The following is a 26,704-nucleotide window of genomic DNA, read 5'->3' as shown; positions in this document are numbered from 1 at the left end:
GTGACCTTTTTGGTAAATGGGGTGAGGGAACCCAGTACTTTTACTGCTCTGACGAGCAGAGCCGCCGCATGATACTGCAATCGGAGTGGGATGCAATGGTTAATTTTAGCGCAATCGTTAACCTCGCTTGCGTCACAAAAAAGGCGGCGTAAACTAATGCGGTTTTTTCCCTTGCGAGATGAAGATGATCGATCCGTTTTCCACCGCCGACCACACGCTGGATGCTCAGGGCTTACGCTGCCCGGAGCCGGTGATGATGGTGCGCAAAACCGTGCGCAATATGCAGATTGGCGAAACATTGCTGATTATCGCCGACGATCCGGCAACCACCCGCGATATTCCCGGCTTTTGCCGTTTTATGGAACATGAGCTGGTCGCCGGGCAAACCGAGTCTCTGCCGTACCGCTATGTCGTGCGTAAAAACCATTAATCTTTAGTACGCAACAGGCGCAGCGCGTTGGCGGTTACCAGCACCGTTGCGCCCGTATCGGCCAGCACCGCCAGCCATAGTCCGGTCATTCCCAGCAGCGTTGTCACCAGAAAAATCGCTTTCAAGCCGAGCGCTATGGCGATGTTCTGGCGAATATTGCTGTGCGTGGCGCGCGCCAGTCGAATCATCTGCCCCAGACCCATCAGCCGGTTATGCGTGAGCGCGGCGTCGGCGGTTTCCAGCGCCACATCTGTCCCGCTCCCCATCGCGATACCGAGGGTTGCGGCTTTCATTGCGGGCGCGTCGTTAATGCCGTCGCCGACCATCGCCAGTGGGGCTTGCTGGTTGAGTGTGCGTACCGCATCGACTTTATCTTCCGGCAGCAAGCCGGCGCGAAAATCCAGCCCCAGCTCACCGGCAATCGCCGCTGCGGCGCGTGGGTTGTCGCCGGTAAGGATCACGCCCTGTACGCCAAGCGCATGCAGAGCGGCAACGGCTTCTTTGGCATCGTCGCGCAGCGTGTCCTGCAAGCCGATCGTACCGATAACCTCGCCGCTACGCTGCACTACCACCACGGTTTGCCCACGGCTTTCCTGCTGCGCAATCTGCGCCCGCACGGTGTCGTACAGCGCACCTTGCGGCAGTTTATCCGGCGCGCTGATAAGCACCTGTTGACCAGCGATATTCGCTTCGATGCCTTTACCTACCAGTGCGCGCTGCCCTTGCGCCTCCGGAATCACCAGCGCCCGTCGCTGCGCTTCCTGCACAATGGCCAGCGCCAGCGGGTGGGTGGACCCCTGCTCGATAGCGGCACTGAGCGCCAGCAATTCCGCTTCTTCTGTACCGGCTAATGGTGTGATCGCGGCGACCTGCGGTTTGCCGACGGTCAGCGTGCCGGTTTTATCAAACGCCACCTGGCGAATGCCGCCAAGTTGCTCTAATGCCGCGCCACCTTTAATCAGCGCACCGCGACGTGCCGCTGCCGCAAGGCCAGAAGTGATCGCCGCCGGTGTGGAGATCACCAGCGCGCACGGACAACCAATCAGCAGCAAAGCCAGCCCTTTGTAGATCCATGCAAGCCAGGGTTGCGCAAATAAAAGCGGTGGAACAATGGCGACCAGCAACGCCACGGCCATGATAGCTGGGGTGTAAATGCGGCTGAAACGGTCGATAAAACGCTCGATCGGCGCACGACGTTCTTCTGCTTCTTCAATCAGTTTCAGAATGCGGTCAATCGCACTTTCACCCGGTTTAGAAATCACTTCAAGCTGCACCAGACGGTCAACGCTGGTGGCACCTGCCGGGACGCTTTCACCTTCTGCGCGCTCAACCGGCACGGATTCGCCCGTTAAGGCGCTTTCGTCAAAGCTGGCAAACGGCGAGACCAGGCGACCATCCGCAGGCAAACGCCCGCCCGCCGGGACTTCAATCACATCGCCCGGTTGCAGATCGCGTGCCGCGACACGCTGGCGCTCACCGTTGCGCAGGCGCGTGGCGGTATCCGGTTTTAACGCCATCAACGCGCTGACACCGCGCCGCGCACGACTGGCGGCCCAGCCTTCAAGGCGCTCGCCAATTAAAAACAGCAGCAGCACCATCGCCGCTTCCGCCGTCGCGCCAATAAAGAGTGCGCCGATAGCCGCCACGCTCATTAACGTTTCAATGGCGAACCAACTGCCGCTTTTCATTAAGCGCAGCGCCTGGCGCGCAATCGGCCACAGCCCGACCAGCGTGGTGGCGATAAACGCCGTCTGGCCGAAAGGATGGTTGATCTGTTCCAGCCCCCAACTGAGCGCCATCATTGCGATCAACAGGATAAGCGGCAGGTTTTCGCGCAGCCGTGACGTTTCTGGCGCAGGTGCGTTTTCGCTGCGCAGTTGATACCCGGCCTGTTGCACGGCACGTTCGACGCGATCACGCACATCATTTTGCGCAATGACGATGAGTTTTTCGGTGGCAAAGGCGACCTGAACCTGGCCGACGCCTTCGACCTGGCGCACGGCGTTTTCCACTTTGCGGGCGCAGGCGGCGCAATCCATACCGTCAACCTGCCAGCTATAGCGTTCGCCTTCGGCGGTCATTTCTGGCGTTTCGCGTTCTTCGCAGTGGCCTTCGGTGCAGCAGGATGGCGTCTTTTCTTCTATCGGCCGCAGCTTAACCGCCGCGAATTGCGGCGCTTTTTTCAACTCAGGCGATGAGGTGGGGGTTGGCATGGCATCCTCCGGTGAATGATAATTTTCTCATTAACCGGAGTATGCACTCTGGAGTCGACTCCAGAGTCAAGCCTTTTAAATATACAGCGAACGGACAATTAAAAAGTGTCCGGCAAAATAGCAGGCGGAGGCGATGGCGTTATCGGCGCTAAAGCGTTTGCGGTAGTGGCTGCCTAACCAGACCACGTTGCCGAGCAGCAGCAATGACGCGCCAACGAAAGCCGACAGCGCCGGGCTGGTCGGACGGAAAAACCACAGCTCGCCTGCCAGCCATACCATCACCAGCGTCATGGCGATAAAGGTACACACCGCCATACGCAGCTCTTCGAGGCGTGACCAGATCACCGCTATCAACAGCGCGCCGATAATCAGCAGCACCACCGGTAGCGGCCAGAAGAATGAGAGCGTCATCTGGCTGGCGAAATAGATGGTATAGAGCAAATGCGCGAGGAAAAACGCGCCGATGGCGTAGAGCAGCTTTTGCCGGGGTAACAGCGTGAGCGCATCCCCGACCAGCGAGGCACACAGGCCCGCCAGCACCAGGTAGCTGATGGCATCGAACATCGGGGCTTGCCAGGCCAGTAACAGCAGGAGCAAGAGCGTAACGGGTTTAAAAACCCAGCGTTGCCAGACCGGGCCACGATACGAGGCGTCGACATATAACCAGGCGGAAAGGCAGACAGCAATAAATGACCACAGCATAATTAAGTCCCTGTATCTGTTATTGTTGCGTAAATCTCTCTTACTCAGTGTAGTGGCGGGAAAAGGAGGATGACAACGCTATTTCCGCCGCGATAAGCTCAATTCCGCTTTTTCCGACAGGTATTCGCTATGAGTAAACCACCGCTTTTTTTCATTATCGTCATTGGATTGATTGTGGTTTTTGCCTCTTTTCGCTTTGTGCAGCAGCGGCGCGAAAAAGCCGAAAACGATAGCGCGCCGCAACAGCAAAAAAGTGTGGTGGTGAGCAATAAACGGGAAAAACCGCTTAACCCGCGCCGTTCTCGCCAGCAACAGGTTACGCCAGCGGGAACCGCCATGCGTTATGAAGTGAGTTTTAAACCGCAAACCGGCGGGCTGGAGATGAGTTTTCGTCTGGATGAGCAGCAATATCACGCGCTGACAGTGGGCGACCGGGGTGTGCTGCGTTATCAGGGCTCGCGCTTTGTGGACTTTACGCCGGAAGCAGCCCGGTAAGCATGACGCCACCGGGCGGCGGGACTATTTTTTCTCTTTTAATTTCTTCTGCCAGATAAGCAGCTCAAACACGCCGAAGAGGAAAATACGGATCTGCTCCGCTTTGCTCATTTGCGGGCCGTCTTTTGGTAGCGCCGTTTTCAGCATGGTGGCTTGTAGCGCATGCATAAAGACGGTGAAGACAAGCGCGACGTTGACGAAAATATTCAGCGGGCGCGGAAAGGGTTTAATCAGGTTCAGAATCAGAAATGCCCAGATGCAGAGCATCAACAGACGCCCGAGGTTAATCAACAGCGGCATGCTTCTCTCCTTGTGCTTCGCGGTGGTACAAACGGTACGCGACCTGCCCGGCGACTTTTTCCCGATGCAGTTGCCAGCGAGCGGGTACGGGCGGTAACCCATTTTCGACTTCGCTTTCGATATAAACCAGCGCGTCATCGGCGAGCCAGCCGTTGTTTTCCAGCAGGCGTATGGTCTCTTCCAGCATCCCTTTACGAAACGGTGGATCGATAAACGCAATATTGTGTGGCGTGCCGGGGCTGGCTAAAAACGTCAGCGTGTTGGTGTTGACCACTTTCGCGTTCGCGGCTTTTAACGTGGCCAGGTTTTGCTGTAATTGCTGGGCGACACTGCGCTCCATTTCCAGCAAGGTGGCGCTGGCGGCGTAGCGGGAGAGCGCTTCCAGCCCCAGCGCACCGCTGCCGGCGAAGCAATCGAGACAGTGAGCGTCTACCATTGACGGCGCCAGCCAGTTGAATAAAGTTTCACGCACGCGATCGGTGGTCGGGCGCAGGCCGGGGCTATCCGGAACCGGTAATTTACGGCCCCGCCACTGGCCGCCAATAATGCGGATCTGGCCGGTGGCGGCACGGGTAGGTTTCTTCATGGTTATCGCTTTGCTCATCATTTCGACCTGCTATTCTAGCGGTCTGTCGAATGACGTTAAACCCTAATCCTCAAGCCGTGATGCAAGTTGAGGAAAGTGGTAGACTATCCGACTAATTAACAAATGTTTTCAGTCCCGGCCGTGCAGACGGGCTGCGCCATGAAACAATAGCGAGGAGTGTGGTCGCCAATGGCAAATGAGAAGAAACGTGGCTTTTTTTCCTGGCTTGGCCTTGGGCAGAAAGAGAAGGCTGAAGAGGCGCAAACCGAACAGCAACCGGTAGCTGAGCAGCCGGTTGAAGAAACCCCGGTTGTCGAGCCTGCTGCCGACAATGAAAAATTCGCTGAAGAGGTTGTCGACATCAGCGAGCAACTGGCGCACGAAGACGCGCCAGCGGAAGCGGTAATAGAAGAAAGCCCGGCGGTTATCGAACATGAAGAACTGCCGCTGCCGGAAGAGGTGGCTGAGCAGGAGATCGGCGCTGAAGAGTGGCAGGCGGAAGCTGAGTCGCTGGAAGAAGACGATGTTCCGCTAAGCGACGAGGAGCTGGACGCGCAGGCGCTGGCCGCCGAAGCGGCGGAAGAAGCGCTGGTTGTCGTGCCGGTTGAAGAATCCGTCCAGGAGCAGGAAAAACCGACCAAAGAAGGGTTCTTTGCGCGCCTGAAACGCAGTCTGCTTAAAACAAAAGAAAACCTCGGTTCAGGATTTATCAGTCTGTTCCGCGGCAAAAAGATCGACGATGATCTGTTCGAAGAGCTGGAAGAGCAGTTGCTGATTGCCGATGTGGGCGTGGAAACCACGCGCAAAATCATCACCAATCTGACGGAAGGCGCGAGCCGCAAGCAATTGCGCGACGCGGAAGCGCTGTATGGTTTGCTGAAAGATGAGATGAGCGAGATCCTCGCCAAAGTGGATGAACCGCTTAACATCGAAGGAAAAACTCCGTTTGTAATTTTGATGGTTGGCGTTAACGGCGTGGGTAAAACCACCACCATCGGTAAGCTGGCGCGCCAGTTTGAGCAGCAGGGTAAATCCGTGATGCTGGCGGCGGGGGATACCTTCCGTGCCGCCGCAGTTGAGCAGCTTCAGGTGTGGGGCCAGCGCAACGATATCCCGGTGATTGCCCAGCATACCGGCGCGGATTCCGCTTCGGTGATTTTCGATGCTATCCAGGCGGCTAAAGCGCGCCATGTGGATGTGCTGATTGCCGATACCGCAGGCCGCTTGCAGAACAAAGCGCACCTGATGGAAGAGTTGAAGAAAATTGTCCGCGTCATGAAGAAGCTGGACGAAGACGCGCCGCATGAAGTGATGCTGACGATTGATGCCAGCACCGGGCAAAATGCCATCAGCCAGGCCAAACTGTTCCACGAGGCTGTGGGTTTAACCGGTATTACGCTGACCAAGCTTGATGGTACCGCCAAAGGTGGCGTTATTTTCTCGGTGGCGGATCAATTTGGTATTCCTATCCGCTACATCGGCGTCGGCGAACGTATTGAGGATTTACGTCCGTTTAATGCGGGCGATTTTATAGAGGCACTTTTTGCCCGAGAGGATTAACAATGATTCGCTTTGAACACGTCAGCAAAGCCTATCTCGGTGGGAGACAAGCGCTGCAGGGGGTGACATTTCACCTGCAGCAGGGCGAGATGGCCTTTCTGACCGGGCATTCCGGGGCAGGGAAAAGTACCCTGCTGAAGCTGATTTGTGGGATTGAGCGGCCAAGCGCCGGGAAAATCCTCTTTGGCGGCCACGATATTACCCGTTTGAAAAACCGGGAAGTGCCGTTTTTGCGTCGTCAAATTGGGATGATTTTCCAGGATCACCACCTGCTGATGGACAGAACGGTGTTCGATAACGTGGCGATCCCGCTGATTATCGCGGGTGCCAGCGGCGACGATATTCGCCGTCGCGTCTCGGCGGCGCTGGATAAAGTCGGGCTGCTCGACAAAGCGAAAAGCTTCCCGATTCAGCTCTCCGGCGGTGAACAACAGCGTGTGGGGATTGCCCGCGCGGTGGTGAACAAACCGGCAGTCCTGCTGGCGGATGAACCAACCGGTAACCTGGATGAAGCGCTGTCTGAAGGGATTTTACGTCTGTTTGAAGAATTTAACCGCGTCGGGGTTACGGTGCTGATGGCAACGCACGATATCGGGCTGATTTCCCGTCGTTCGTACCGCATGCTGAGCCTGAGCGACGGTCATTTGCATGGAGGCCTGGCGGGTGAATAAGCGCGATGCACTAAACCACATTCGGCAGTTTGGCAGCAAATTAGACCGTTTTCGTAAATCGTCCGCCTCCTCCGGCGAGAGCAACCGCAATGCGCCGCGTCGCGGCAAAGCGCCAGTGAAAGCGCCTTCGCGTAAGAGTAACGTCTTTAACGAGCAGGTACGCTACGCCTGGCACGGTGCGTTGCAGGATCTGAAAAGCAAACCGCTGGCGACATTCCTGACGGTGATGGTCATTGCCATCTCCCTGACGCTGCCCAGCGTCTGTTACATGGTCTACAAAAACGTTAATCAGGCCGCGTCGCAGTACTATCCGTCGCCGCAGATCACTGTCTATTTCGATAAAGCGCTGGATGACAACGCGGCACAGCAGGTGGTGGGGCAGCTCCAGTCCGAACAGGGCGTGGAAAAGGTCAATTACCTGTCGCGTGAAGATGCCCTGGGTGAGTTCCGCAACTGGTCCGGGTTTGGCGGCGCGCTGGATATGCTCGAAGAGAACCCGCTGCCCGCTGTGGCGGTAGTGGTGCCGAAACTGGATTTCCAGAGCACGGATTCGTTGAACACCTTGCGCGATCGCATCTCGCGCATCCAGGGAATTGATGAAGTGCGCATGGATGACAGCTGGTTTGCGCGGCTGGCGTCCCTGACTGGTCTGGTCGGGCGCGTGGCGGCCATGATTGGTGTGCTGATGGTTGCGGCTGTGTTCCTGGTTATCGGCAATAGCGTGCGGCTGAGTATTTTCGCCCGCCGCGATACCATTAACGTGCAAAAACTGATTGGTGCGACGGACGGTTTTATCCTGCGTCCGTTCCTGTATGGCGGCGCGTTGCTCGGTTTCTCCGGCGCGTTTTTATCGCTGATCCTGTCGGAAATCCTGGTGATGCGCTTGTCCTCGGCGGTGACGGAAGTGGCGAAAGTGTTCGGCACGCAGTTTGAGCTTAGCGGGCTGTCGTTTGACGAATGCTTGCTGCTGTTGCTGGTGTGTTCGATGATTGGCTGGATTGCCGCCTGGCTTGCTACCGTTCAACATTTACGTCACTTTACTCCGGACTAAAGAATCTCTGGTATACTCCTTCCCTGCACGTGAAGTATTCCCGTAGCAGGGAAGCGTAATACCCCTTCTGAGGTTCCTTGCTCCGGTTTATCATTCTGATGTCACATTTTGTGCGTAATTTATTCACAGACCTGCAAGGAACTTGTGGATAAAATCACTGTCTGATAAAAATGTGAATGCTATTCTCGTTGCTCAAAAGCGCTGGCATGTTTGTTGCCTGATGGGGACAGACCGCCGCCAGCTGATAAGTGAATTGAGAGGATTTGAATGACCAAAGAAATGCAAACTTTAGCTTTAGCCCCTGTTGGTAACCTGGAATCTTATGTCCGGGCTGCGAACGCATGGCCGATGTTGACGGCTGATGAAGAGCGGGCACTGGCTGAAAAGCTGCATTACCAGGGCGATCTGGAAGCAGCGAAAAAGCTGATTCTGTCTCACCTGCGCTTTGTTGTTCATATTGCTCGTAACTATTCGGGCTATGGTCTGCCGCAGGCGGATCTCATCCAGGAAGGTAACATTGGCCTGATGAAAGCCGTTCGTCGCTTCAACCCGGAAGTGGGTGTGCGCCTGGTTTCTTTCGCCGTGCACTGGATCAAAGCTGAGATCCACGAGTATGTGCTACGCAACTGGCGTATTGTCAAAGTCGCGACCACCAAAGCTCAGCGTAAGCTGTTCTTTAACCTGCGCAAAGCCAAACAGCGTCTTGGCTGGTTTAACCAGGACGAAGTGGAAATGGTTGCTCGTGAACTGGGCGTGACCAGCAAAGACGTGCGTGAAATGGAGTCGCGTATGGCGGCGCAGGACATGACCTTTGATATGTCCTCCGATGACGATGCGCACGACAGCCAGCCGATGGCACCGGTGCTCTATCTGCAGGATAAATCATCCAACTTTGCCGACGGCATCGAAGATGACAACTGGGAAGAGCAGGCAGCCAACAAGCTGACCGATGCGATGCAGGGGCTTGACGAACGCAGCCAGCAGATTATCCGCGCCCGTTGGCTGGACGAAGATAACAAGACCACTTTGCAGGAACTGGCCGATCGCTACGGCGTGTCCGCCGAGCGTGTGCGTCAGCTTGAAAAGAACGCAATGAAAAAACTGCGCGCCGCTATCGAAGCGTAAGTGTATTGCAGTGAATAAGCCGGGTTGGCGCAAGCCTCACCCGGCTTTTTATTATCTGAATTATCCCACCACCACCACTCTCACATCATCACGCGTTCATTCAGCTTCTGTCACAACGTGGCAGGAAAGCTGTCCTGTCGGTGTCCCTGCGCTTGCGCGAGACTGAGTAAAACATCGCTTTATCAAAGGCGCTATATACTTGGTAAGCGGGCATACACAGACAGGGGGCAATCAAGGTGAAGAACAACGAATTGAATCAGCGCCGTCTACAGGCGACGCCGCGCGGCATTGGTGTGATGTGCGGTTTTTACGCAGAAAAAGCGGAAAACGCGACGCTGTGGGATGTAGAAGGGAACGAAGTGATCGACTTTGCCGCCGGGATCGCGGTGCTTAACACCGGACATCGGCATCCAAAAGTAATGGCAGCGGTAGAAAAACAGTTGCAGGCATTTACCCATACCGCTTACCAGATTGTTCCTTACGAAAGCTATGTCTCGCTGGCGGAGCGTATTAACGAACGCGTACCGGTTGCTGGTCCGGCAAAAACAGCGTTTTTCTCCACTGGCGCAGAAGCGGTGGAAAACGCCGTTAAAATTGCCCGCGCCTATACCAAACGCCCCGGAATTATCACCTTTGGCGGCGGTTTCCACGGTCGCACCTTTATGACCATGGCGCTCACCGGCAAAGTCGCGCCGTATAAAATTGGTTTCGGTCCCTTCCCCGGTTCGATTTACCACGCTCAGTATCCTAACGCGCTGCACGGTGTAAGCACTGAAGAGGCGCTGAAAAGCCTGGAGCGTATTTTTAAAGCGGATATCGCACCGGATCAAGTCGCTGCTATCCTGCTGGAGCCCGTGCAGGGCGAGGGCGGTTTTAATGTCGCACCGAACGATTTTATGCAGGCGCTGCGTAAGGTGTGCGATAGCCACGGTATTCTGCTGATTGTTGACGAAGTGCAGAGCGGTTTTGCCCGCACCGGCAAGCTCTTTGCCAGCGAATATTACGATGTGCAACCGGATTTAATCACCATGGCGAAAAGCCTGGCCGGTGGTTTGCCGCTTTCGGCGGTGGCAGGGCGGGCGGAGGTGATGGATGCGCCTGCGCCGGGTGGTTTGGGCGGCACTTACGCAGGCAATCCGCTCGCTATCGCGGCGGCGCATGCGGTGCTGGACGTGATTGAAGAAGAAAACCTGTGCGAACGGGCGAACCATCTGGGCCAGCATCTGGTGGAAGTGCTGAACCGTGCAAAAGCGCAATGCCCCTATATCGCTGATATCCGTGCGCAGGGTTCAATGGTCGCGGTGGAATTTAGCGATCCGCAAACCGGCGCGCCATCGGCTGAATTTACTAAACAGGTGCAGGAAAAAGCGCTGGCGGACGGGCTGTTGCTGCTGAGCTGCGGGGTTTACGGCAACGTGATTCGCTTCCTCTACCCGTTAACCATTCCGGAAGTTCAGTTCCGCAAGGCGCTGGATATTCTCTCTCAGTCGCTGACGCATTAATTATTCAGCCGCCTGATGGGCGGCTTTCTCATTTTCTGTCATCAGTCTGTCGTACAACCTTCAAAATTGTTATTCCATATTCCGAAAAATGGGGTATGTTTTAGCAGAGTATGCTGCTCAGGTACGGGCAGAACGGTTAAAAACTACTATCATATTCTTTGCTTATGACAATAAGCGAAATAATGTGCCACACAACAATATCACAACAAATGCAATAACCATAACAATGGGGAAACTCAGGATGAAAATGAAGGGCAAAGCGTTACTGGCAGGATGTATTGCGTTAGCAATGAGCAACGTGGCATTCGCCAAAGATATCAAAGTTGCCGTTGTCGGGGCGATGTCCGGTCCGGTTGCGCAGTACGGTGACCAGGAGTTTACCGGTGCGGAACAAGCTATCGCCGATATTAATGCCAAAGGCGGGATTAAAGGCGACAAACTGGTTGCAGTAAAATATGACGATGCCTGTGACCCGAAACAAGCGGTGGCGGTCGCCAACAAAGTGGTCAATGACGGCATTAAATACGTTATCGGCCACCTCTGCTCCTCTTCTACCCAGCCGGCGTCTGATATTTACGAAGACGAAGGTATTCTGATGATCACGCCTGCGGCGACGGCGCCTGAGCTGACCGCGCGTGGTTACAAACTGACGCTGCGCACCACCGGTCTGGATTCCGACCAGGGACCGACTGCGGCGAAGTACATTCTGGAGAAAGTGAAGCCGCAGCGCATCGCCGTTATCCATGACAAACAGCAGTACGGTGAAGGTCTGGCGCGTGCAGTGCAGGACGGGCTGAAAAAAGGCGGCGCGAACGTGGTGTTCTTTGACGGTATCACTGCCGGTGAGAAAGACTTCTCTACGCTGGTTGCACGCCTGAAGAAAGAGAACATCGACTTCGTTTACTACGGCGGCTACCACCCGGAAATGGGGCAGATCCTGCGTCAGTCTCGCGCCGCTGGTCTGAAGACCCAGTTTATGGGGCCGGAAGGCGTGGCGAACGTTTCCCTGTCTAACATTGCCGGTGAATCCGCAGAAGGTATGCTGGTTACCAAACCGAAAAACTATGACCAGGTTCCGGCGAACAAACCGATTGTGGATGCGATCAAAGCGAAGAAACAGGATCCAAGCGGCGCGTTTGTATGGACCACTTACGCTGCGCTGCAATCGCTGGCTGCAGGACTGGGTCAGTCCGCCGATCCGGCGGCTATCGCCACTTATCTGAAAGGCCACTCAGTGGATACCGTAATGGGGCCGCTCTCCTGGGATGAGAAGGGCGATCTGAAAGGCTTTGAGTTCGGTGTGTTTACCTGGCATGCGAACGGTACAGCGACTGACGCGAAGTGATTTTCTAAGCTGATCGTCGTCTTTCGCGCCGCAGTTCCCGGTCACTTACTTTAGTCAGTTTCCGGGGATGAGCGAATTTTCCGCCTTCCTGCGATGCGAAAGTCCAGGTCAGCATTAATTAAAAAGGCCGGATTACCAGGGGTAATCCGGCCTTTCTGCTGTTTTACCAGGACCGACGTAAGCCTGATAAGCGTAACGCCAGCTGGCAAATCCGCAGCGCGGGCTTTATCGTTTTTCCCAGCCGTTTTCCTGCGCGGTAAATCCCAGTCGCTGGGTGAAAGCCGCCATTACGCCCCGGTCTTCGACGCCGATATCGGCTATCCACCAGCTGGTGATCGACGGGTTATCGCGCATCACTTCTTCCACCAGATATTGTCCCACGCCGCGACGGCGGGTGATATCGCGCACGCGCAGGGAATCCAGCGCCCCTTCGACGCCAAGTAGCGTCACGCGAACGGCAGCCAACAGACGGTCATTAAAACGCGCGGCGTAGATACGGTGAGTGTCATCCACTTCAAGAGATGCAGAGGAGTATTCCGGCCAGACTTTCGCTAAATCAATATGATCCTGTTCGGTGAAGGTCACCAGTCGGACGATAGTCAATTTCATGTACAGCTTGTCCAAAACGCAAAACATAGTGTGAGTGTAATCAATTTCGCATGGCAGGGTTCGATCGTTTTTTATTTTTCATCCGACAGGTGAATAATTTTGCCGCAGTGGTTGGCGTAGTGTTAAACATTGGAGATCGAAAAACAGGCAGGATTTTAACCTAATTGGTAGCGTTTTATTCCGCTTTATATGCCGTTATTTTATGCTGATGTCGGGGCTTTTTTTGTTTATCTCGGAAGAAATACAGAATATTATCTCTGCTTAATCGCCTGAAAAATAGAGGATTTAGTCTGGTTTTTGCTAAAAAACTGCGCTAAACCATTAAAGGCACTGGTAAAAATAGCGTTGTGCATTAAAAGTACAGAATGCTTTTTAACCATAATAAAACAAAATTATTACACGAATAATTCAGGCAACAGTAAGCCAACGTTCCGGCTGCCTGAAGCAGGAAGTGTAAACACGACATCACGAATGGGGATTTACAACAATGAAAAGGAACGCGAAGACATTAATCGCGGGGATGGTTGCACTTGCGATGTCTCACGCGGCCATGGCGAAGGATATTAAGGTAGCGGTTGTCGGTGCGATGTCCGGTCCGGTTGCCCAGTGGGGCGATATGGAGTTCAACGGCGCGCGCCAGGCTATCCACGATATCAACGCTAAGGGCGGGATCAAGGGCGACAACCTGGTCGCCGTGGAATATGACGACGCCTGTGACCCAAAACAAGCCGTTGCCGTGGCGAACAAAATTGTCAACGACGGTGTGAAATATGTAATTGGCCATCTTTGCTCATCATCAACGCAGCCCGCATCGGACATCTACGAAGATGAAGGTATCCTGATGATCACGCCCGGCGCGACCAACCCGGAGCTGACTCAGCGCGGCTATCAACACATTATGCGTACCGCCGGGCTGGACTCCTCGCAGGGACCAACCGCCGCGAAGTACATCCTGAACACCGTGAAACCGCAGCGTATTGCCATCATTCACGATAAGCAGCAGTACGGCGAAGGCCTTGCACGCTCCGTGCAGGAAGGGCTGAAAGCAGGCGGCGCGAATGTAGTGTTCTTTGACGGTATTACCGCTGGCGAGAAGGATTTTTCTGCGCTGGTGGCGCGTCTGCAAAAAGAAAATATCGACTTTGTCTACTACGGTGGTTATTACCCGGAGATGGGGCAAATCCTGCGCCAGGCGCGCGCCAGCGGTCTGAAAACCCAGTTTATGGGGCCGGAAGGCGTGGGCAATGCCTCGCTGTCGAATATCGCGGGGTCTGCGGCAGAAGGCATGCTGGTGACGATGCCGAAGCGTTATGACCAGGATCCGGCGAACCAGAGCATTGTCGATGCGCTGAAAGCCCAGAAGAAAGATCCGAGCGGGCCGTATGTGTGGATCACCTACGCCGCCGTGCAATCGCTGGCCACTGCGCTGGAGCGCACCGGCAGCAGTGAGCCGCTGGCGCTGATTAAAGATTTAAAAGCCAACGGGGCTAAAACCGTGATTGGGCCGCTGAACTGGGATGAAAAAGGCGATCTGAAAGGATTTGAATTCGGTGTCTTCCAATGGCACGCCGATGGTTCGTCGTCCGTGGCGAAATAACTGTCATCCCTCTCTCCGGGCGCAATGTTCGGAGAGATTTTAGAAGGTTACGTTATGTCCGAGCAGTTTCTTTATTTCTTGCAGCAGATGTTTAACGGCGTCACGCTGGGAAGCACCTATGCATTGATCGCCATTGGTTACACCATGGTTTACGGCATTATCGGCATGATCAACTTCGCCCACGGCGAGGTCTACATGATCGGCAGTTATGTCTCCTTTATGATCATCGCCGCGCTGATGATGATGGGTATCGACTCCAGCTGGCTGCTGGTCGCAGCCGGTTTCGTCGGTGCCATTATCATTGCCAGCGCTTACGGCTGGAGTATTGAGCGAGTGGCGTATCGCCCGGTGCGTAACTCCAAACGCTTGATTGCGCTGATTTCCGCCATCGGCATGTCTATCTTCCTGCAAAACTACGTCAGCCTGACAGAAGGTTCGCGCGATGTGGCGCTACCAAGCCTGTTTAACGGCCAGTGGGTTGTCGGCAGCAGTGAACACTTTTCGGCAAGCATCACGACGATGCAGCTGGTTATCTGGATTGTGACCTTCGTTGCCATGCTGGCGCTGACGCTGTTTATCCGCTATTCCCGCATGGGGCGCGCTTGTCGCGCCTGTGCGGAAGACCTGAAAATGGCCAGCCTGTTGGGTATCAACACTGACCGTGTTATCGCGCTGACCTTTGTGATCGGCGCGGCGATGGCGGCGGTAGCGGGCGTACTGCTTGGTCAGTTCTATGGCGTTATCAACCCGTATATCGGTTTTATGGCCGGGATGAAAGCGTTTACTGCCGCAGTGCTGGGCGGTATCGGTAGCATTCCAGGCGCGATGATCGGCGGCCTGATTCTGGGCGTCGCCGAATCCCTCTCTTCGGCGTATCTGAGCACCGAATACAAAGATGTGGTGTCGTTCGCGCTGTTGATAGTGGTGTTGCTGGTGATGCCGACCGGTATCCTCGGCCGCCCGGAGGTTGAAAAAGTATGAAACCGATGCATTTTGCGCTGGCGCTGCTCTCCGCGGCGATGTTTTTCGTGCTGGCGAGCGTCTTTATGGGCGTTCAACTGGAGCTGAACGGCACCAGGCTGGTGGTCGATACCGCGGCTGATATTCGCTGGCAGTGGATCTTTATCGGCACCGCAGTGGTGTTTTTCTTCCAGTTGCTGCGACCTGTATTCCAGAAAAGCCTGAAGGGCGTTTCCGGGCCGAAATTCGTGCTGCCAGCAATTGATGGTTCTACGCTCAAACAGAAGTTGTTCCTGTTGGCGCTGCTGGTGATTGCGGTGGCGTGGCCGTTTGTTGTTTCGCGCGGTACGGTGGATATCGCCACCATGACGATGATCTATATCATCCTCGGCCTCGGTCTGAACGTGGTGGTCGGGCTTTCCGGTTTGCTGGTGCTGGGTTACGGCGGTTTCTACGCCATCGGCGCGTACACCTTTGCGCTGCTCAACCACTATTACGGCCTGGGTTTCTGGACGTGCCTGCCGCTGGCGGGGCTGGTTTCCGCTGCCGCCGGTTTCCTGTTGGGCTTCCCGGTGCTGCGTCTGCGCGGTGATTACCTGGCGATTGTGACGCTGGGCTTCGGCGAAATCGTCCGTATCTTGCTGTTGAACAACACCGAAATAACCGGTGGCCCGAACGGCATCAGCCAGATCCCCAAACCGACCCTGTTCGGTCTGGAGTTCAGCCGTACCGCTCGTGAAGGTGGCTGGGATACGTTCAGCAATTTCTTCCATGTTGAATACGATCCCAGCGACCGCGTGGTGTTCCTCTATCTGGTGGCGCTGCTGCTGGTGGTGCTGACGCTGTTTGTCATTAACCGCCTGCTGCGTATGCCGCTGGGGCGTGCGTGGGAAGCGTTGCGTGAAGATGAAATCGCCTGCCGCTCGCTCGGCCTGAACCCGACACGCATTAAGCTGACGGCGTTTACCATCAGCGCCGCGTTCGCCGGTTTTGCCGGTACGCTGTTTGCTGCGCGCCAGGGCTTTGTCAGCCCGGAATCGTTCACTTTCGCCGAATCAGCGTTTGTGCTGGCGATTGTGGTGCTGGGCGGTATGGGGTCGCAGTTTGCGGTGATCCTCGCGGCTATCCTGCTGGTGGTTTCCCGCGAGTTGATGCGTGACTTTAATGAATACAGCATGTTGATGCTGGGTGGTTTGATGGTACTGATGATGATCTGGCGTCCGCAAGGCTTGCTGCCGATGACCCGTCCGCAGTTGAAATTGAAAAACGGGCAAGCGAAAGGAGAGCAGGCATGAGTCAGCCACTGTTATCAGTAAACGGCCTGATGATGCGCTTTGGCGGTCTGCTGGCTGTCAACAACGTGTCGTTGGAACTGCGTCCGCAGGAGATCGTTTCGCTGATCGGCCCGAACGGCGCGGGTAAAACCACCGTGTTTAACTGCCTGACCGGTTTCTATAAACCGACGGGTGGCACCATTATGCTGCGTGACCAGCACCTGGAAGGGCTGCCAGGACAGCAAATCGCCCGCATGGGCGTGGTGCGGACGTTCCAGCATGTGCGTCTGTTTCGCGAAATGACGGTGATTGAAAACCTGCTGGTAGGGCAACATCAGCAACTCAAAACCGGGGTGTTCTCCGGCTTGCTCAAAACGCCGGCGTTTCGCCGCGCGCAGAGTGAAGCGCTGGACCGCGCCGCAACCTGGCTGGATCGTATTGGTTTGTTAGCGCACGCTAACCGGCAGGCCAGCAATCTCGCTTATGGCGATCAGCGCCGTCTGGAGATTGTGCGCTGCATGGTGACGCAGCCGGAAATCCTGATGCTTGATGAGCCGGCCGCCGGTCTGAACCCGAAAGAAACCAAAGAGCTGGACGAGCTGATTGTCGAGCTGCGTAATCATCACAACACCACCATCCTGCTGATTGAGCATGATATGAAGCTGGTGATGGGCATTTCCGACCGGATTTATGTGGTGAACCAGGGCACGCCGCTGGCGAACGGGACGCCGGAAGAGATTCGTAACAACCCGGACGTGATCCGCGCATACCTTGGTGAGGCATAAGATGGAAAACGCGATGTTATCTTTTGACAAAGTTAGCGCTCACTACGGCAAAATCCAGGCGCTGCATGATGTCAGCCTGCATATTAACCAGGGCGAGATCGTGACGCTAATTGGTGCCAATGGCGCGGGGAAAACCACGCTGCTCGGCACGTTGTGCGGCGACCCGCGCGCCAGCAGCGGGCGTATTGTGTTTGATGGCAAAGACATTACCGACTGGCAGACCGCGAAGATCATGCGTGAAGCCGTGGCAATTGTGCCGGAAGGTCGCCGCGTCTTTTCGCGGATGACCGTGGAAGAGAACCTGGCGATGGGTGGTTTTTTCGCCGATCGTGAGCAGTATCAGACGCGCATTCAAAGGGTGTATGAACTGTTTCCACGCCTGCATGAGCGCCGCATCCAGCGTGCTGGCACCATGTCCGGCGGCGAACAGCAGATGCTGGCGATTGGTCGTGCGCTGATGAGCCAGCCGCGTTTGTTACTGCTCGATGAACCCTCGCTGGGTCTTGCGCCGATCATTATTCAGCAAATTTTCGACACCATTGAGCAACTGCGAAAAGAAGGGATGACCATCTTCCTGGTGGAGCAGAACGCCAACCAGGCGCTGAAGCTCGCCGATCGTGGGTATGTGCTGGAAAACGGCCATGTCGTGCTGGAAGATACCGGCGACGCGTTACTGGCGAACGAAGCGGTGCGCAGCGCTTACCTGGGCGGGTAACTTGTTGATGTAATAGCATTTAAACCGGTCTCGCAAGGACCGGTTTTTTTGTCTTAAAAACGTTTTCCTGCAATGCGACCAGACGGCTTGATGGGATATGATGCGGGTGGCGCTTGAGGCTTTTTGCCTCATGACGGTAAAAAGTTGTGCGGCAGAAAGAAGAAAGCCCCGAAGGTCATTTTTCAATTAACCAACGAGGCCTGTCTATATGCTCGACACATGTAGAGTAGCCTCTTACCCGCCGAAAGGCAAGGAGCCGCAGGTTATGAAGCTACCGCAAGGAACCCTTATCTGGTGCGTGTTTATCGTGTGTTTCACACTGCTGATATTCACTTATCTGACACGGAAATCGCTGTGCGAAATTCGTTACAAAGATGGGTTCCGCGAGGTCGCGGCTTTCATGGCTTACGAATCCGGTAAGTAGCAACCTGGAGGCAGGGAGAAATCCCTGCCTTTTCAGGGGAAACGGTAATGTGCATACCTCTAAGCGCCTTTACAAAGGGCTTCTCTGTTTAACAGGGAAGCCCTTTTTCCTTTCTAAAGCGCGACGGCCGCCCCATTAACCGCCATTTTTCCTTCACCGTACCATCATCCTGGCGACATTTTCCTGACGCCAGGTTGTCATCTATTTGTAATTAAACGGTTATTTTTCTGCAATTCGAGCATGTCATGTTACCTCGCGAGCATAAAAACGCGTGAAATCGCGCATCCCGCATAACAAGAGAGAGCACAATGACAACGTTACGACATACAGCTTTGGGTCTGGCGATGGGGTTAGTCTTTGCAGGCAACGCCATGGCGGTAACCACCATTCCGTTCTGGCATTCAATGGAAGGGGAGTTAGGTAAAGAAGTTGACTCCCTGGCGCAACGTTTCAATGACACCCACCCGGATTACAAAATCGTACCGATCTATAAAGGCAACTACGAGCAGAGCCTGAGCGCGGGTATCGCGGCCTTCCGTACCGGTAACGCGCCGGCAATTCTACAGGTTTATGAAGTGGGTACGGCCACCATGATGGCGTCTAAAGCGATCAAACCGGTCTACCAGGTGTTTAAAGACGCGGGTATCAACTTTGATGAAAGCCAGTTTGTGCCGACCGTTGCGGGTTACTACACCGATTCTAAAACGGGTCATTTGCTCTCTCAGCCGTTTAACAGCTCAACACCCGTGCTGTATTACAACAAAGATGCCTTTAAAAAAGCGGGCCTGAACCCGGATCAGCCGCCGAAAACCTGGCAGGACCTGGCCGAGTACACCGCTAAGCTGAAAGCGGCCGGGATGAAATGTGGTTACGCCAGCGGCTGGCAGGGCTGGATCCAGATTGAAAACTTCAGCGCCTGGCATGGCCTGCCGGTCGCTACCAAAAACAACGGCTTTGACGGTACTGACGCGGTGCTGGAGTTCAACAAGCCGGAGCAGGTGAAACACATCGCCATGCTGGAAGAGCTGAACAAAAAAGGCGACTTCAGCTACTTCGGCCGTAAAGATGAGTCCACTGAGAAGTTCTATAACGGCGATTGCGCCATTACCACCGCCTCTTCTGGCTCGCTGGCAGATATTCGCCATTACGCCAAATTCAATTATGGCGTGGGGATGATGCCGTATGACGCCACCGTGAAAGGTGCGCCGCAGAACGCCATTATCGGCGGTGCGAGCCTGTGGGTGATGCAGGGTAAAGACAATGCCACATACAAAGGCGTTGCCCAGTTCCTCGATTTCCTGGCGAAACCGGAAAACGCAGCGGAATGGCACCAGAAAACCGGCTACCTGCCGATCACGACCGCAGCGTACGATCTGACGCGTAAAGAGGGTTTTTATGACAAGAACCCGGGCGCAGATATCGCTACGCGTCAGATGCTGAACAAGCCGCCGTTGGCGTTCACCAAAGGTCTGCGTCTGGGTAACATGCCGCAGATTCGTACCGTGGTGGATGAAGAGCTGGAAAGCGTATGGACCGGCAAGAAAACCCCGCAACAGGCGCTGGATTCCGCCGTTGAGCGTGGTAACCAGCTGCTGCGCCGCTTCGAGCAGTCAACCAAGTCTTGATGTCGCGCTTTGCCGGTGGAGCAGTGCTGATCCGGCAGACAAAATACGGCCTACTCAACGGTAGGCCATTGCTATCCGGCCTATCTGAATAGAGTTGCTTATGTCCTCATCCCGTCCGGTGTTTCGTTCGCGCTGGCTCCCTTACTTATTGGTTGCGCCGCAGCTGGCGATCACCCTTATTTTCTTTATCTGGCCTGCGGCTGAAGCGCTGTGGTATTCGGTACAAAGTGTCGATCCGTTCGGCCTCTCCAGCCAGTTTGTCGGGCTGGATAATTTTGTCGCGCTGTTTCACGACAGCTATTACCTGGACTCCTTCTGGACCACCATGCGTTTTAGCGCCTGGGTGACATTCAGTGGCTTGCTGGTTTCTCTGTTTTTCGCCGCGCTGGTGGATAACGTGGTGCGTGGCAGCCGTATTTATCAAACGCTGATGCTGTTGCCCTACGCCGTTGCGCCTGCGGTTGCCGCTGTGCTGTGGATTTTTCTCTTTAACCCCGGTCGTGGCTTGCTTACCCATTTCCTGGCGCAGTTTGGCTATGACTGGAACCACGCGCAGAACAGCGGCCAGGCAATGTTCCTCGTGGTTTTTGCTTCGGTATGGAAGCAGATCAGCTACAACTTCCTGTTTTTCTTTGCCGCTTTGCAGTCGATTCCGCGCTCGCTGGTCGAAGCCGCCGCCATTGACGGTGCCGGGCCGATCCGCCGCTTTTTCAAATTGTCGCTGCCGCTGATTGCGCCGGTGAGTTTCTTCCTGCTGGTGGTTAACCTGGTATACGCCTTCTTCGACACCTTCCCGGTGATCGACGCCGCGACAGCAGGCGGGCCGGTTCAGGCGACGACCACACTGATTTATAAAATTTACCGCGAAGGTTTCGCCGGGCTGGATCTCTCCGCGTCTGCGGCGCAGTCGGTGGTGCTGATGGTGTTGGTGATAGTGCTGACGGTGGTTCAGTTCCGCTATGTTGAAAGTAAGGTGCGCTACCAATGATTGAGAATCGCCCCGGGCTGACATTATTCAGCCATATCATGCTTATTCTCGGGATTGCGGTGGTGCTGTTTCCACTGTATGTCGCTTTTGTGACGGCGACGCTGGATATCAACGCCGTTTACGACACGCCAATGACGCTGATCCCCGGCACCCATTTGTGGGAAAACCTGCGCAACATCTGGGTCAACGGTATTGGCGCGAATAGCGCACCGTTCTGGTTGATGCTGACCAACAGCTTCATCATGGCGTTCGTCATCACCGTCGGCAAAATCGCCGTGTCGATGCTCTCGGCCTTCGCCATTGTCTGGTTCCGCTTTCCGCTGCGTAACCTCTTCTTCTGGATGATTTTCTGCACGCTGATGCTGCCGGTTGAAGTGCGTATTTTCCCAACGGTGGAAGTGATAGCGAACCTGAAAATGCTCGACAGCTATACCGGTTTGACGCTACCGCTGATGGCCTCTGCAACAGCAACGTTTTTGTTCCGCCAGTTCTTTATGACCCTGCCGGACGAGTTGATGGAAGCTGCGCGCATTGATGGCGCATCGCCAATGCGTTTTTTCCGCGACATCGTGTTGCCGCTGTCAAAAACCAACCTCGCGGCGCTGTTCGTCATCACCTTTATCTACGGCTGGAACCAGTATTTATGGCCGCTGCTAATTATCAGCGACGTCAATCTTGGCACCGCCGTGGCGGGGGTAAAAAGCATGATTGCCAGCGGTGAAAGCACCACGCAATGGAACCAGGTTATGGCAGCTATGTTGCTGACGTTGATCCCACCGGTCGTTATCGTTTTAGCCATGCAGCGCGCCTTTGTGCGTGGCCTGGTCGACAGTGAGAAGTAGGTTGTATCCCTTGATTGTGCGTGACGTCGACGCTGAGCCGAAACCGCGTAATCAAGGCGGAGGATGATGGACATAGTGGGCCTATGTCCAAATCCGACAACGCAGAGTACGCGGTTTCGGCACGCGTCCCGAAGGGCTGGGGCCATTTTCGCCCAAAGCTTCGTTACTCGCGTTTTATTTGGGCCCACCAAACTTCGCCGCTCGCGCCTTGCCTTGGGCAAAAATGGCCGCCAGCGACGTTCACGAACAATCAAGAGATGCAACCTTATATGGCAGGATTAAAATTACAAGCGGTCACCAAGAGTTGGGACAGCGGCAAAAGCCAGGTGATCCAGCCGCTGACGCTGGATGTCGCCGATGGCGAGTTTATTGTGATGGTTGGCCCGTCGGGCTGTGGTAAATCAACGCTGCTGCGTATGGTCGCAGGCCTGGAGCGCGTGTCCAGCGGGGATATCTGGATTGATACCCAGCGCGTCACCGAAATGGAGCCCAAAGATCGCGGGATCGCGATGGTGTTCCAGAACTATGCGCTCTACCCGCACATGAGCGTGGAAGAGAACATGGCGTGGGGGTTGAAAATTCGCGGCATGGGCAAAGAGCATATCGCCGGGCGCGTGGCGGAAGCGGCGCGAATTCTCGAACTGGATGGCCTGTTGAAGCGTCGCCCGCGCGAACTTTCCGGCGGTCAGCGCCAGCGTGTGGCGATGGGCCGTGCGATTGTCCGTGATCCAGCCGTGTTTCTGTTTGACGAACCCCTTTCCAACCTCGATGCCAAGCTGCGCGTACAAATGCGCCTTGAATTGCAACAGCTGCATCGTCGCCTGAACACCACGTCGCTGTACGTTACCCACGATCAGGTGGAAGCGATGACGCTGGCGCAGCGCGTGCTGGTGATGAATAAAGGCGTGGCGGAGCAGATCGGTACGCCGGTTGAAGTGTATGAAAAACCAGCCAGTCGCTTTGTGGCGAGCTTTATCGGCAGCCCGGCGATGAACCTGCTTGATGGTCGTATCAGCAGCGCCGGTACGCACTTTGAGCTGGAGAGCGGCATGGAGTTGCCGATCAACGGGTACTATCGCGGGTATGCAGGCCGCAAGATGACGCTGGGTATCCGCCCGGAACATATTGCGCTAAGCTCACAGGCCGCAGGCGGTGTACCGCTGGTGATGGACACGCTGGAGATCCTCGGCGCGGATAACTTAGCGCATGGTCGCTGGGGCGAGCAGAAACTGGTGGTGCGTTTATCGCATCAGGATCGCCCGACGGCAGGCAGCACGCTGTGGCTCCATCTGCCGGAAAATCACCTGCACTTATTTGATGGTGAAACAGGACAACGAGTATGAGCAACTGGCCATATCCCCACATTGTCGCCCATCGCGGCGGCGGTAAGCTGGCGCCGGAAAACACACTGGCCGCCATTGATGTTGGCGCGCGTTACGGGCACAAGATGATTGAGTTCGATGCCAAGCTGTCGAAAGATGGGCAGATTTTCCTGCTGCATGACGACAATCTCGAGCGCACCAGCAACGGCTGGGGCGTCGCGGGTGAACTGGCGTGGAACGATCTGCTTAAAGTGGATGCGGGTGGCTGGTTTAGCGGTGAATTCAAAGGCGAACCGCTGCCGCTGCTTTCTGAAGTGGCGGAGCGCTGCCGCCAGCACGGCATGATGGCGAATATCGAGATTAAACCGACCACCGGCACCGGGCCGCTGACCGGGAAAGTGGTGGCGCTGGCTGCGCGCGAGCTGTGGGCCGGGATGACACTGCCGCTGCTTTCATCGTTTGAAATTGATGCGCTGGAAGCGGCGCAACAAGCCGCGCCGGAACTGCCGCGCGGCCTGCTGCTCGATGAGTGGCGCGATGACTGGCAGACGCTCACCGAACGGCTGGGCTGCGTATCGATCCATCTGAACCATAAACTGCTGGATGAAGCTCGCGTGCGTATGCTGCGCGATGCGGGCTTGCGCATCCTGGTCTATACGGTCAACCAGCCGGCGCGGGCGGCAGAACTGCTACGCTGGGGTGTTGACTGCATCTGCACCGATAAAATCGATGCTATCGGGCCGCACTTCCAGTACTAAGGTGTTGTCGACGGCGATGTGCTTTGCAGCATGTCGCCGTTTTGCGTCTGTGGCAGCATATGTTGCTGCGTCACGCCGCTGCTAGTTGTTCCCCCGCTGAGCATCCCGGCGCCGTTGTTGGGTAGCACTTGCTGGCGGCCGGGATTGAGCTCCCCCGGCTGCGCCTGCCTTACCCGTTGGGTGTTGTTATTCATCTGCGTCTGCAACTGTTGCTGTTGCAGCTGGGTTTGCGTCTGCATCTGCTGTTTCAGCATCCCTTGATGCTGTTGCTGCTGGTTAAGCATCTGCGTCTGCATCCGCTGCTGGCTTGGGATCACGTATCCAGGCTGGTGGGGATCGTTGGTGGTGTTTAACGGCTGTGCGAAGGCACTAAAGGGCAGCAGGGCCGCCAGAATCAGTACTCGTTTCATCGTCCTGTCCTCCATTGAGGTTTTCTGTCAGTTTACTCGCTTTCATTCGTGACAATGCATTTTTAAGAGTTGTGAACCAGGCTTAAGCGGGGACTGTAGCCCTTACCTGGGAGAACGACGATGATGAAACAGAAGTTTGCGCGTTGGCTGGCGATTGCCGCGCTGACGGCGGGAGGATGTTTTGGCGTTGCGGCGGCGCCGCCAGAAGGGCAGGCAACCGCGCCGCCTCCGGTATCTTACGGGGTTGAAGCCGATGTCTTCCATCCGGTGGTGGCGAAACAGGGTATGGTTGCTTCGGTGGATGAAACCGCCACGCGCGTCGGTGTTGATATTCTCAAGCAGGGCGGTAACGCGGTGGATGCCGCGGTGGCGGTTGGTTATGCGCTGGCAGTCACGCACCCGCAGGCCGGTAATCTCGGTGGTGGCGGCTTCATGCTGATCCGTAACAAAGAAGGGAACGTCACGGCGATTGATTTTCGTGAAATGGCCCCCGCTGGCGCGACACGCGATATGTTTCTGGATGAGCAGGGCAACCCGGACAGTAAAAAATCCCTGACGTCACATCTGGCATCCGGCACGCCCGGCACTGTTGCTGGTTTCTCACTGGCGCTGGAAAAATACGGTACGCTGCCGCTGAACAAAGTGGTGCAGCCAGCCATCAAGCTGGCGAAGCAGGGCTTTGTGGTGAATGATGCGCTGGCCGGTGATTTAAAAACCTATGGCAGCGAAGTGTTGCCCAACCACGACACCAGCAAAGCCATTTTCTGGAAAGATGGCGAGCCGCTGAAAAAAGGCGACAAACTGGTGCAAAGCAATCTCGCCAAAAGCCTGGAGATGATCGCGGAAAAAGGCCCGGACGCCTTCTACAAAGGCGCGATTGCTGAGCAAATTGCTCTGCAGATGAGCAAAAACGGCGGGCTTATCACCAAAGAGGATTTAGCCAATTACAAAGCCGTGGAGCGCACGCCGATAAGCGGCAGCTATCGCGGTTACGAGATTTACTCCATGCCACCGCCCTCTTCAGGTGGGATTCATATCGTGGAAATCCTCAATATCCTGGAAAACTTCGATCTGGCGAAATATGGTTTCGGCAGCGCGGATGCGATGCAGGTGATGGCTGAGGCGGAGAAATATGCCTATGCCGACCGTTCGGAATATCTGGGCGACCCGGACTTTGTCAAAGTACCGTGGCAGGCGTTAACCAACAAAGAGTACGCCAAATCAGTTGCCGCGCAGATTGATGTCAACAAAGCGCGCCCCTCCAGCCAGATCCGCCCCGGTAAGCTGGAACCGTACGAAAGTAACCAAACCACGCACTTCTCGGTAGTGGATAAAGACGGTAACGCAGTCGCCGTCACCTATACGCTGAATACGGTGTTTGGTACCGGGATTGTCGCTGGCAATACCGGCATTCTGCTGAATAACGAAATGGATGATTTCTCTGCCAAGCCGGGCGTGCCGAATGTCTACGGGCTGGTGGGCGGCGATGCGAATGCGATTGGGCCGGGCAAACGTCCGCTCTCTTCAATGTCGCCAACCATTGTGCTGAAAGATGGCAAAACCTGGCTGGTAACCGGCAGCCCCGGCGGGAGCCGAATTATCACAACAGTGCTGCAAATGGTGGTAAATAGCATCGATTTTGGGATGAATGTCGCCGAAGCTACCAACGCGCCGCGTTTTCATCATCAATGGTTGCCGGATGAACTGCGCGTCGAGAAAGGCTTTAGCCCGGACACGCTAAAACTGCTTGAACAGAAAGGGCAAAAAGTAGCGGTGAAAGAAGCGATGGGCAGTACGCAGAGCATTATGGTGGCACCGGACGGTACGCTGTATGGCGCGTCGGATCCGCGTTCGGTGGATGATTTAACCGCCGGATACTGAACAGATCCTCTCCCCGTTGGGGAGAGGATTTTTTTAGCCTTTCATGCGTGCCATAAAGTACGAATCAACAAATTCGCCGTTACGCAGCGCATAGCGCTTAGCGGTACCTTCGATTTCAAAACCAAACTTGCGATACACCGCCAGCGCCGGAGCGTTATCGACAAATACCGTTAGCTCAATGCGTTCAATACGCAGCCAGTTATCGCACAGGTTAATCATCTCACGCATCAACGCGCTGGCAACGCCACGGTTATGGAACGCCGATGAAACCGCCATGCCGAATATCGCCACATGGCTGCGGCGCGGGTTTTGTTCCACCATCAGCGTCAGATTGCCCACGATTTGATCGTCAATGCACGCGACCAACTGGCGGCGACCGGGTTGCGGTTTCAGGCGATCTTCCCACAGTTCGGCAGGGGGATGAGGTAGCTGTAGCAGGTTATGATACACCTCGGGTAGCGCATAAAACTGACGTAACGATTCTGCATCGCGCGCTTCGGCATGGCGTATCACTATCTCACTCATCCTGCTTCT

27 protein-coding genes and 1 pseudogene are annotated in these 26,704 nt (G+C 55.5%); 21 read left to right on the top strand and 7 right to left on the bottom strand.

Annotated elements, in window-relative coordinates:
- Window positions 1-184: 184 nt before the first annotated feature.
- Window positions 185-430, top strand: coding sequence for a sulfurtransferase TusA (gene tusA, locus IP581_RS21810; protein WP_086872859.1), 246 nt, complete (start codon window positions 185-187; stop codon window positions 428-430).
- Here the strand turns inward: tusA and zntA are convergent.
- Entirely contained in the window at window positions 427-2,643 is a 2,217-nt protein-coding gene (zntA, locus tag IP581_RS21805; RefSeq protein ID WP_193821339.1) for a Zn(II)/Cd(II)/Pb(II) translocating P-type ATPase ZntA, read from the bottom strand. The two genes, tusA and zntA, sit on opposite strands and share 4 nt — an antisense overlap.
- A gap of 75 nt (window positions 2,644-2,718) precedes the next feature.
- Window positions 2,719-3,345 (bottom strand): lysoplasmalogenase, encoded by a 627-nt coding sequence (locus IP581_RS21800; protein ID WP_086872786.1) that lies wholly within the window; start codon window positions 3,343-3,345, stop codon window positions 2,719-2,721.
- A 129-nt stretch (window positions 3,346-3,474) separates the two neighbouring features.
- Between IP581_RS21800 and IP581_RS21795 the strand changes: the two genes are divergently transcribed.
- A complete protein-coding gene (locus IP581_RS21795; protein WP_193821338.1) occupies window positions 3,475-3,840 on the top strand; it encodes a DUF2500 domain-containing protein in 366 nt (121 codons plus the stop codon).
- Between the two features lie 24 nt (window positions 3,841-3,864).
- Here IP581_RS21795 and IP581_RS21790 read toward each other — a convergent pair whose 3' ends face one another.
- Window positions 3,865-4,134, bottom strand: a complete 270-nt coding sequence (locus IP581_RS21790) for a DUF1145 family protein (RefSeq protein WP_086872858.1) — start codon at window positions 4,132-4,134, stop codon at window positions 3,865-3,867.
- Window positions 4,124-4,726, bottom strand: coding sequence for a 16S rRNA (guanine(966)-N(2))-methyltransferase (gene rsmD, locus IP581_RS21785; protein WP_086872856.1), 603 nt, complete (start codon window positions 4,724-4,726; stop codon window positions 4,124-4,126). The genes IP581_RS21790 and rsmD overlap by 11 nt, the downstream gene beginning before the upstream one ends.
- Window positions 4,727-4,915: 189 nt before the next feature.
- On the opposite strand from rsmD, the gene ftsY reads away from it, so the two are divergent.
- The 6 genes from ftsY to IP581_RS21755 all read left to right on the top strand — a co-directional run bounded on the left by ftsY (window position 4,916) and on the right by IP581_RS21755 (window position 11,980).
- Window positions 4,916-6,286 (top strand): signal recognition particle-docking protein FtsY, encoded by a 1,371-nt coding sequence (gene ftsY / locus IP581_RS21780; protein ID WP_193821337.1) that lies wholly within the window; start codon window positions 4,916-4,918, stop codon window positions 6,284-6,286.
- Window positions 6,287-6,288: 2 nt separating this feature from the next.
- Window positions 6,289-6,957: a cell division ATP-binding protein FtsE gene (ftsE, locus tag IP581_RS21775; protein ID WP_017459577.1), complete on the top strand. Its 669-nt coding sequence runs from the start codon at window positions 6,289-6,291 to the stop codon at window positions 6,955-6,957.
- Complete coding sequence (ftsX, locus tag IP581_RS21770) at window positions 6,950-8,008, top strand: permease-like cell division protein FtsX (protein WP_086872780.1); 1,059 nt, start codon at window positions 6,950-6,952, stop codon at window positions 8,006-8,008. The genes ftsE and ftsX overlap by 8 nt, the downstream gene beginning before the upstream one ends.
- 267 nt (window positions 8,009-8,275) lie before the next feature.
- Window positions 8,276-9,133 carry an RNA polymerase sigma factor RpoH gene (rpoH, locus tag IP581_RS21765; RefSeq protein ID WP_017459575.1) on the top strand — a complete coding sequence of 286 codons (858 nt, stop codon included), beginning with the start codon at window positions 8,276-8,278 and terminating at the stop codon, window positions 9,131-9,133.
- A 236-nt stretch (window positions 9,134-9,369) separates the two neighbouring features.
- Window positions 9,370-10,635, top strand: a complete 1,266-nt coding sequence (locus IP581_RS21760; protein ID WP_193821336.1) for a 4-aminobutyrate--2-oxoglutarate transaminase — start codon at window positions 9,370-9,372, stop codon at window positions 10,633-10,635.
- A gap of 241 nt (window positions 10,636-10,876) precedes the next feature.
- Complete coding sequence (locus tag IP581_RS21755) at window positions 10,877-11,980, top strand: branched-chain amino acid ABC transporter substrate-binding protein (protein ID WP_017459573.1); 1,104 nt, start codon at window positions 10,877-10,879, stop codon at window positions 11,978-11,980.
- 225 nt (window positions 11,981-12,205) lie between these two features.
- On the opposite strand, the gene panM is transcribed toward IP581_RS21755, so the two are convergent.
- Complete coding sequence (gene panM / locus IP581_RS21750; RefSeq protein ID WP_097399981.1) at window positions 12,206-12,589, bottom strand: aspartate 1-decarboxylase autocleavage activator PanM; 384 nt, start codon at window positions 12,587-12,589, stop codon at window positions 12,206-12,208.
- Window positions 12,590-13,076: 487 nt separating this feature from the next.
- On the opposite strand from panM, the gene livK reads away from it, so the two are divergent.
- The 12 genes and pseudogenes from livK (at window position 13,077) to ugpQ (ending at window position 23,879) form a co-directional block, all read left to right on the top strand.
- On the top strand, window positions 13,077-14,186 hold the full coding sequence (gene livK, locus IP581_RS21745; protein ID WP_193821335.1) for a high-affinity branched-chain amino acid ABC transporter substrate-binding protein LivK: 1,110 nt from the start codon (window positions 13,077-13,079) through the stop codon (window positions 14,184-14,186).
- Window positions 14,187-14,240: 54 nt separating this feature from the next.
- Window positions 14,241-15,167 carry a high-affinity branched-chain amino acid ABC transporter permease LivH gene (gene livH, locus IP581_RS21740; protein ID WP_097399906.1) on the top strand — a complete coding sequence of 309 codons (927 nt, stop codon included), beginning with the start codon at window positions 14,241-14,243 and terminating at the stop codon, window positions 15,165-15,167.
- Entirely contained in the window at window positions 15,164-16,441 is a 1,278-nt protein-coding gene (locus IP581_RS21735; protein ID WP_193821334.1) for a high-affinity branched-chain amino acid ABC transporter permease LivM, read from the top strand. Before livH ends, IP581_RS21735 begins: the two co-directional genes overlap by 4 nt.
- Entirely contained in the window at window positions 16,438-17,205 is a 768-nt protein-coding gene (gene livG, locus IP581_RS21730) for a high-affinity branched-chain amino acid ABC transporter ATP-binding protein LivG (protein ID WP_017459568.1), read from the top strand. Before IP581_RS21735 ends, livG begins: the two co-directional genes overlap by 4 nt.
- Window position 17,206: 1 nt before the next feature.
- Complete coding sequence (livF, locus tag IP581_RS21725; protein ID WP_017459567.1) at window positions 17,207-17,920, top strand: high-affinity branched-chain amino acid ABC transporter ATP-binding protein LivF; 714 nt, start codon at window positions 17,207-17,209, stop codon at window positions 17,918-17,920.
- 288 nt (window positions 17,921-18,208) lie between these two features.
- A pseudogene (locus tag IP581_RS24010) lies at window positions 18,209-18,277 on the top strand (DUF5431 family protein); the annotation flags it as partial.
- Window positions 18,246-18,344: a Hok/Gef family protein gene (locus IP581_RS21720; protein ID WP_231943034.1), complete on the top strand. Its 99-nt coding sequence runs from the start codon at window positions 18,246-18,248 to the stop codon at window positions 18,342-18,344. The pseudogene IP581_RS24010 and the gene IP581_RS21720, both read left to right, overlap by 32 nt.
- A 308-nt stretch (window positions 18,345-18,652) precedes the next feature.
- Window positions 18,653-19,969 (top strand): sn-glycerol-3-phosphate ABC transporter substrate-binding protein UgpB, encoded by a 1,317-nt coding sequence (ugpB, locus tag IP581_RS21715; protein ID WP_086872768.1) that lies wholly within the window; start codon window positions 18,653-18,655, stop codon window positions 19,967-19,969.
- A gap of 100 nt (window positions 19,970-20,069) precedes the next feature.
- On the top strand, window positions 20,070-20,957 hold the full coding sequence (gene ugpA, locus IP581_RS21710) for a sn-glycerol-3-phosphate ABC transporter permease UgpA (protein ID WP_193821333.1): 888 nt from the start codon (window positions 20,070-20,072) through the stop codon (window positions 20,955-20,957).
- Window positions 20,954-21,799 carry a sn-glycerol-3-phosphate ABC transporter permease UgpE gene (ugpE, locus tag IP581_RS21705; RefSeq protein WP_020455583.1) on the top strand — a complete coding sequence of 282 codons (846 nt, stop codon included), beginning with the start codon at window positions 20,954-20,956 and terminating at the stop codon, window positions 21,797-21,799. The genes ugpA and ugpE overlap by 4 nt, the downstream gene beginning before the upstream one ends.
- Window positions 21,800-22,068: 269 nt before the next feature.
- Entirely contained in the window at window positions 22,069-23,142 is a 1,074-nt protein-coding gene (locus IP581_RS21700) for a sn-glycerol-3-phosphate import ATP-binding protein UgpC (protein ID WP_193821332.1), read from the top strand.
- A complete protein-coding gene (gene ugpQ, locus IP581_RS21695; RefSeq protein WP_097399908.1) occupies window positions 23,139-23,879 on the top strand; it encodes a glycerophosphodiester phosphodiesterase in 741 nt (246 codons plus the stop codon). Before IP581_RS21700 ends, ugpQ begins: the two co-directional genes overlap by 4 nt.
- Here ugpQ and IP581_RS21690 read toward each other — a convergent pair.
- Window positions 23,876-24,289 carry a DUF2756 family protein gene (locus IP581_RS21690; RefSeq protein ID WP_193821331.1) on the bottom strand — a complete coding sequence of 138 codons (414 nt, stop codon included), beginning with the start codon at window positions 24,287-24,289 and terminating at the stop codon, window positions 23,876-23,878. The two genes, ugpQ and IP581_RS21690, sit on opposite strands and share 4 nt — an antisense overlap.
- Window positions 24,290-24,412: 123 nt before the next feature.
- On the opposite strand from IP581_RS21690, the gene ggt reads away from it, so the two are divergent.
- Entirely contained in the window at window positions 24,413-26,170 is a 1,758-nt protein-coding gene (ggt, locus tag IP581_RS21685) for a gamma-glutamyltransferase (RefSeq protein WP_407659162.1), read from the top strand.
- A gap of 33 nt (window positions 26,171-26,203) precedes the next feature.
- On the opposite strand, the gene yhhY is transcribed toward ggt, so the two are convergent.
- Window positions 26,204-26,695, bottom strand: a complete 492-nt coding sequence (gene yhhY, locus IP581_RS21680; protein WP_193821329.1) for an N-acetyltransferase — start codon at window positions 26,693-26,695, stop codon at window positions 26,204-26,206.
- Window positions 26,696-26,704: the final 9 nt, after the last annotated feature.

This window comes from Kosakonia pseudosacchari (assembly GCF_015167415.1).
Taxonomy (GTDB): Bacteria; Pseudomonadota; Gammaproteobacteria; order Enterobacterales; family Enterobacteriaceae; genus Kosakonia; species Kosakonia pseudosacchari.
The sequence above is the reverse complement of the archived record's forward strand: the minus strand, read 5'-3'. Positions and strand labels throughout refer to the sequence as shown.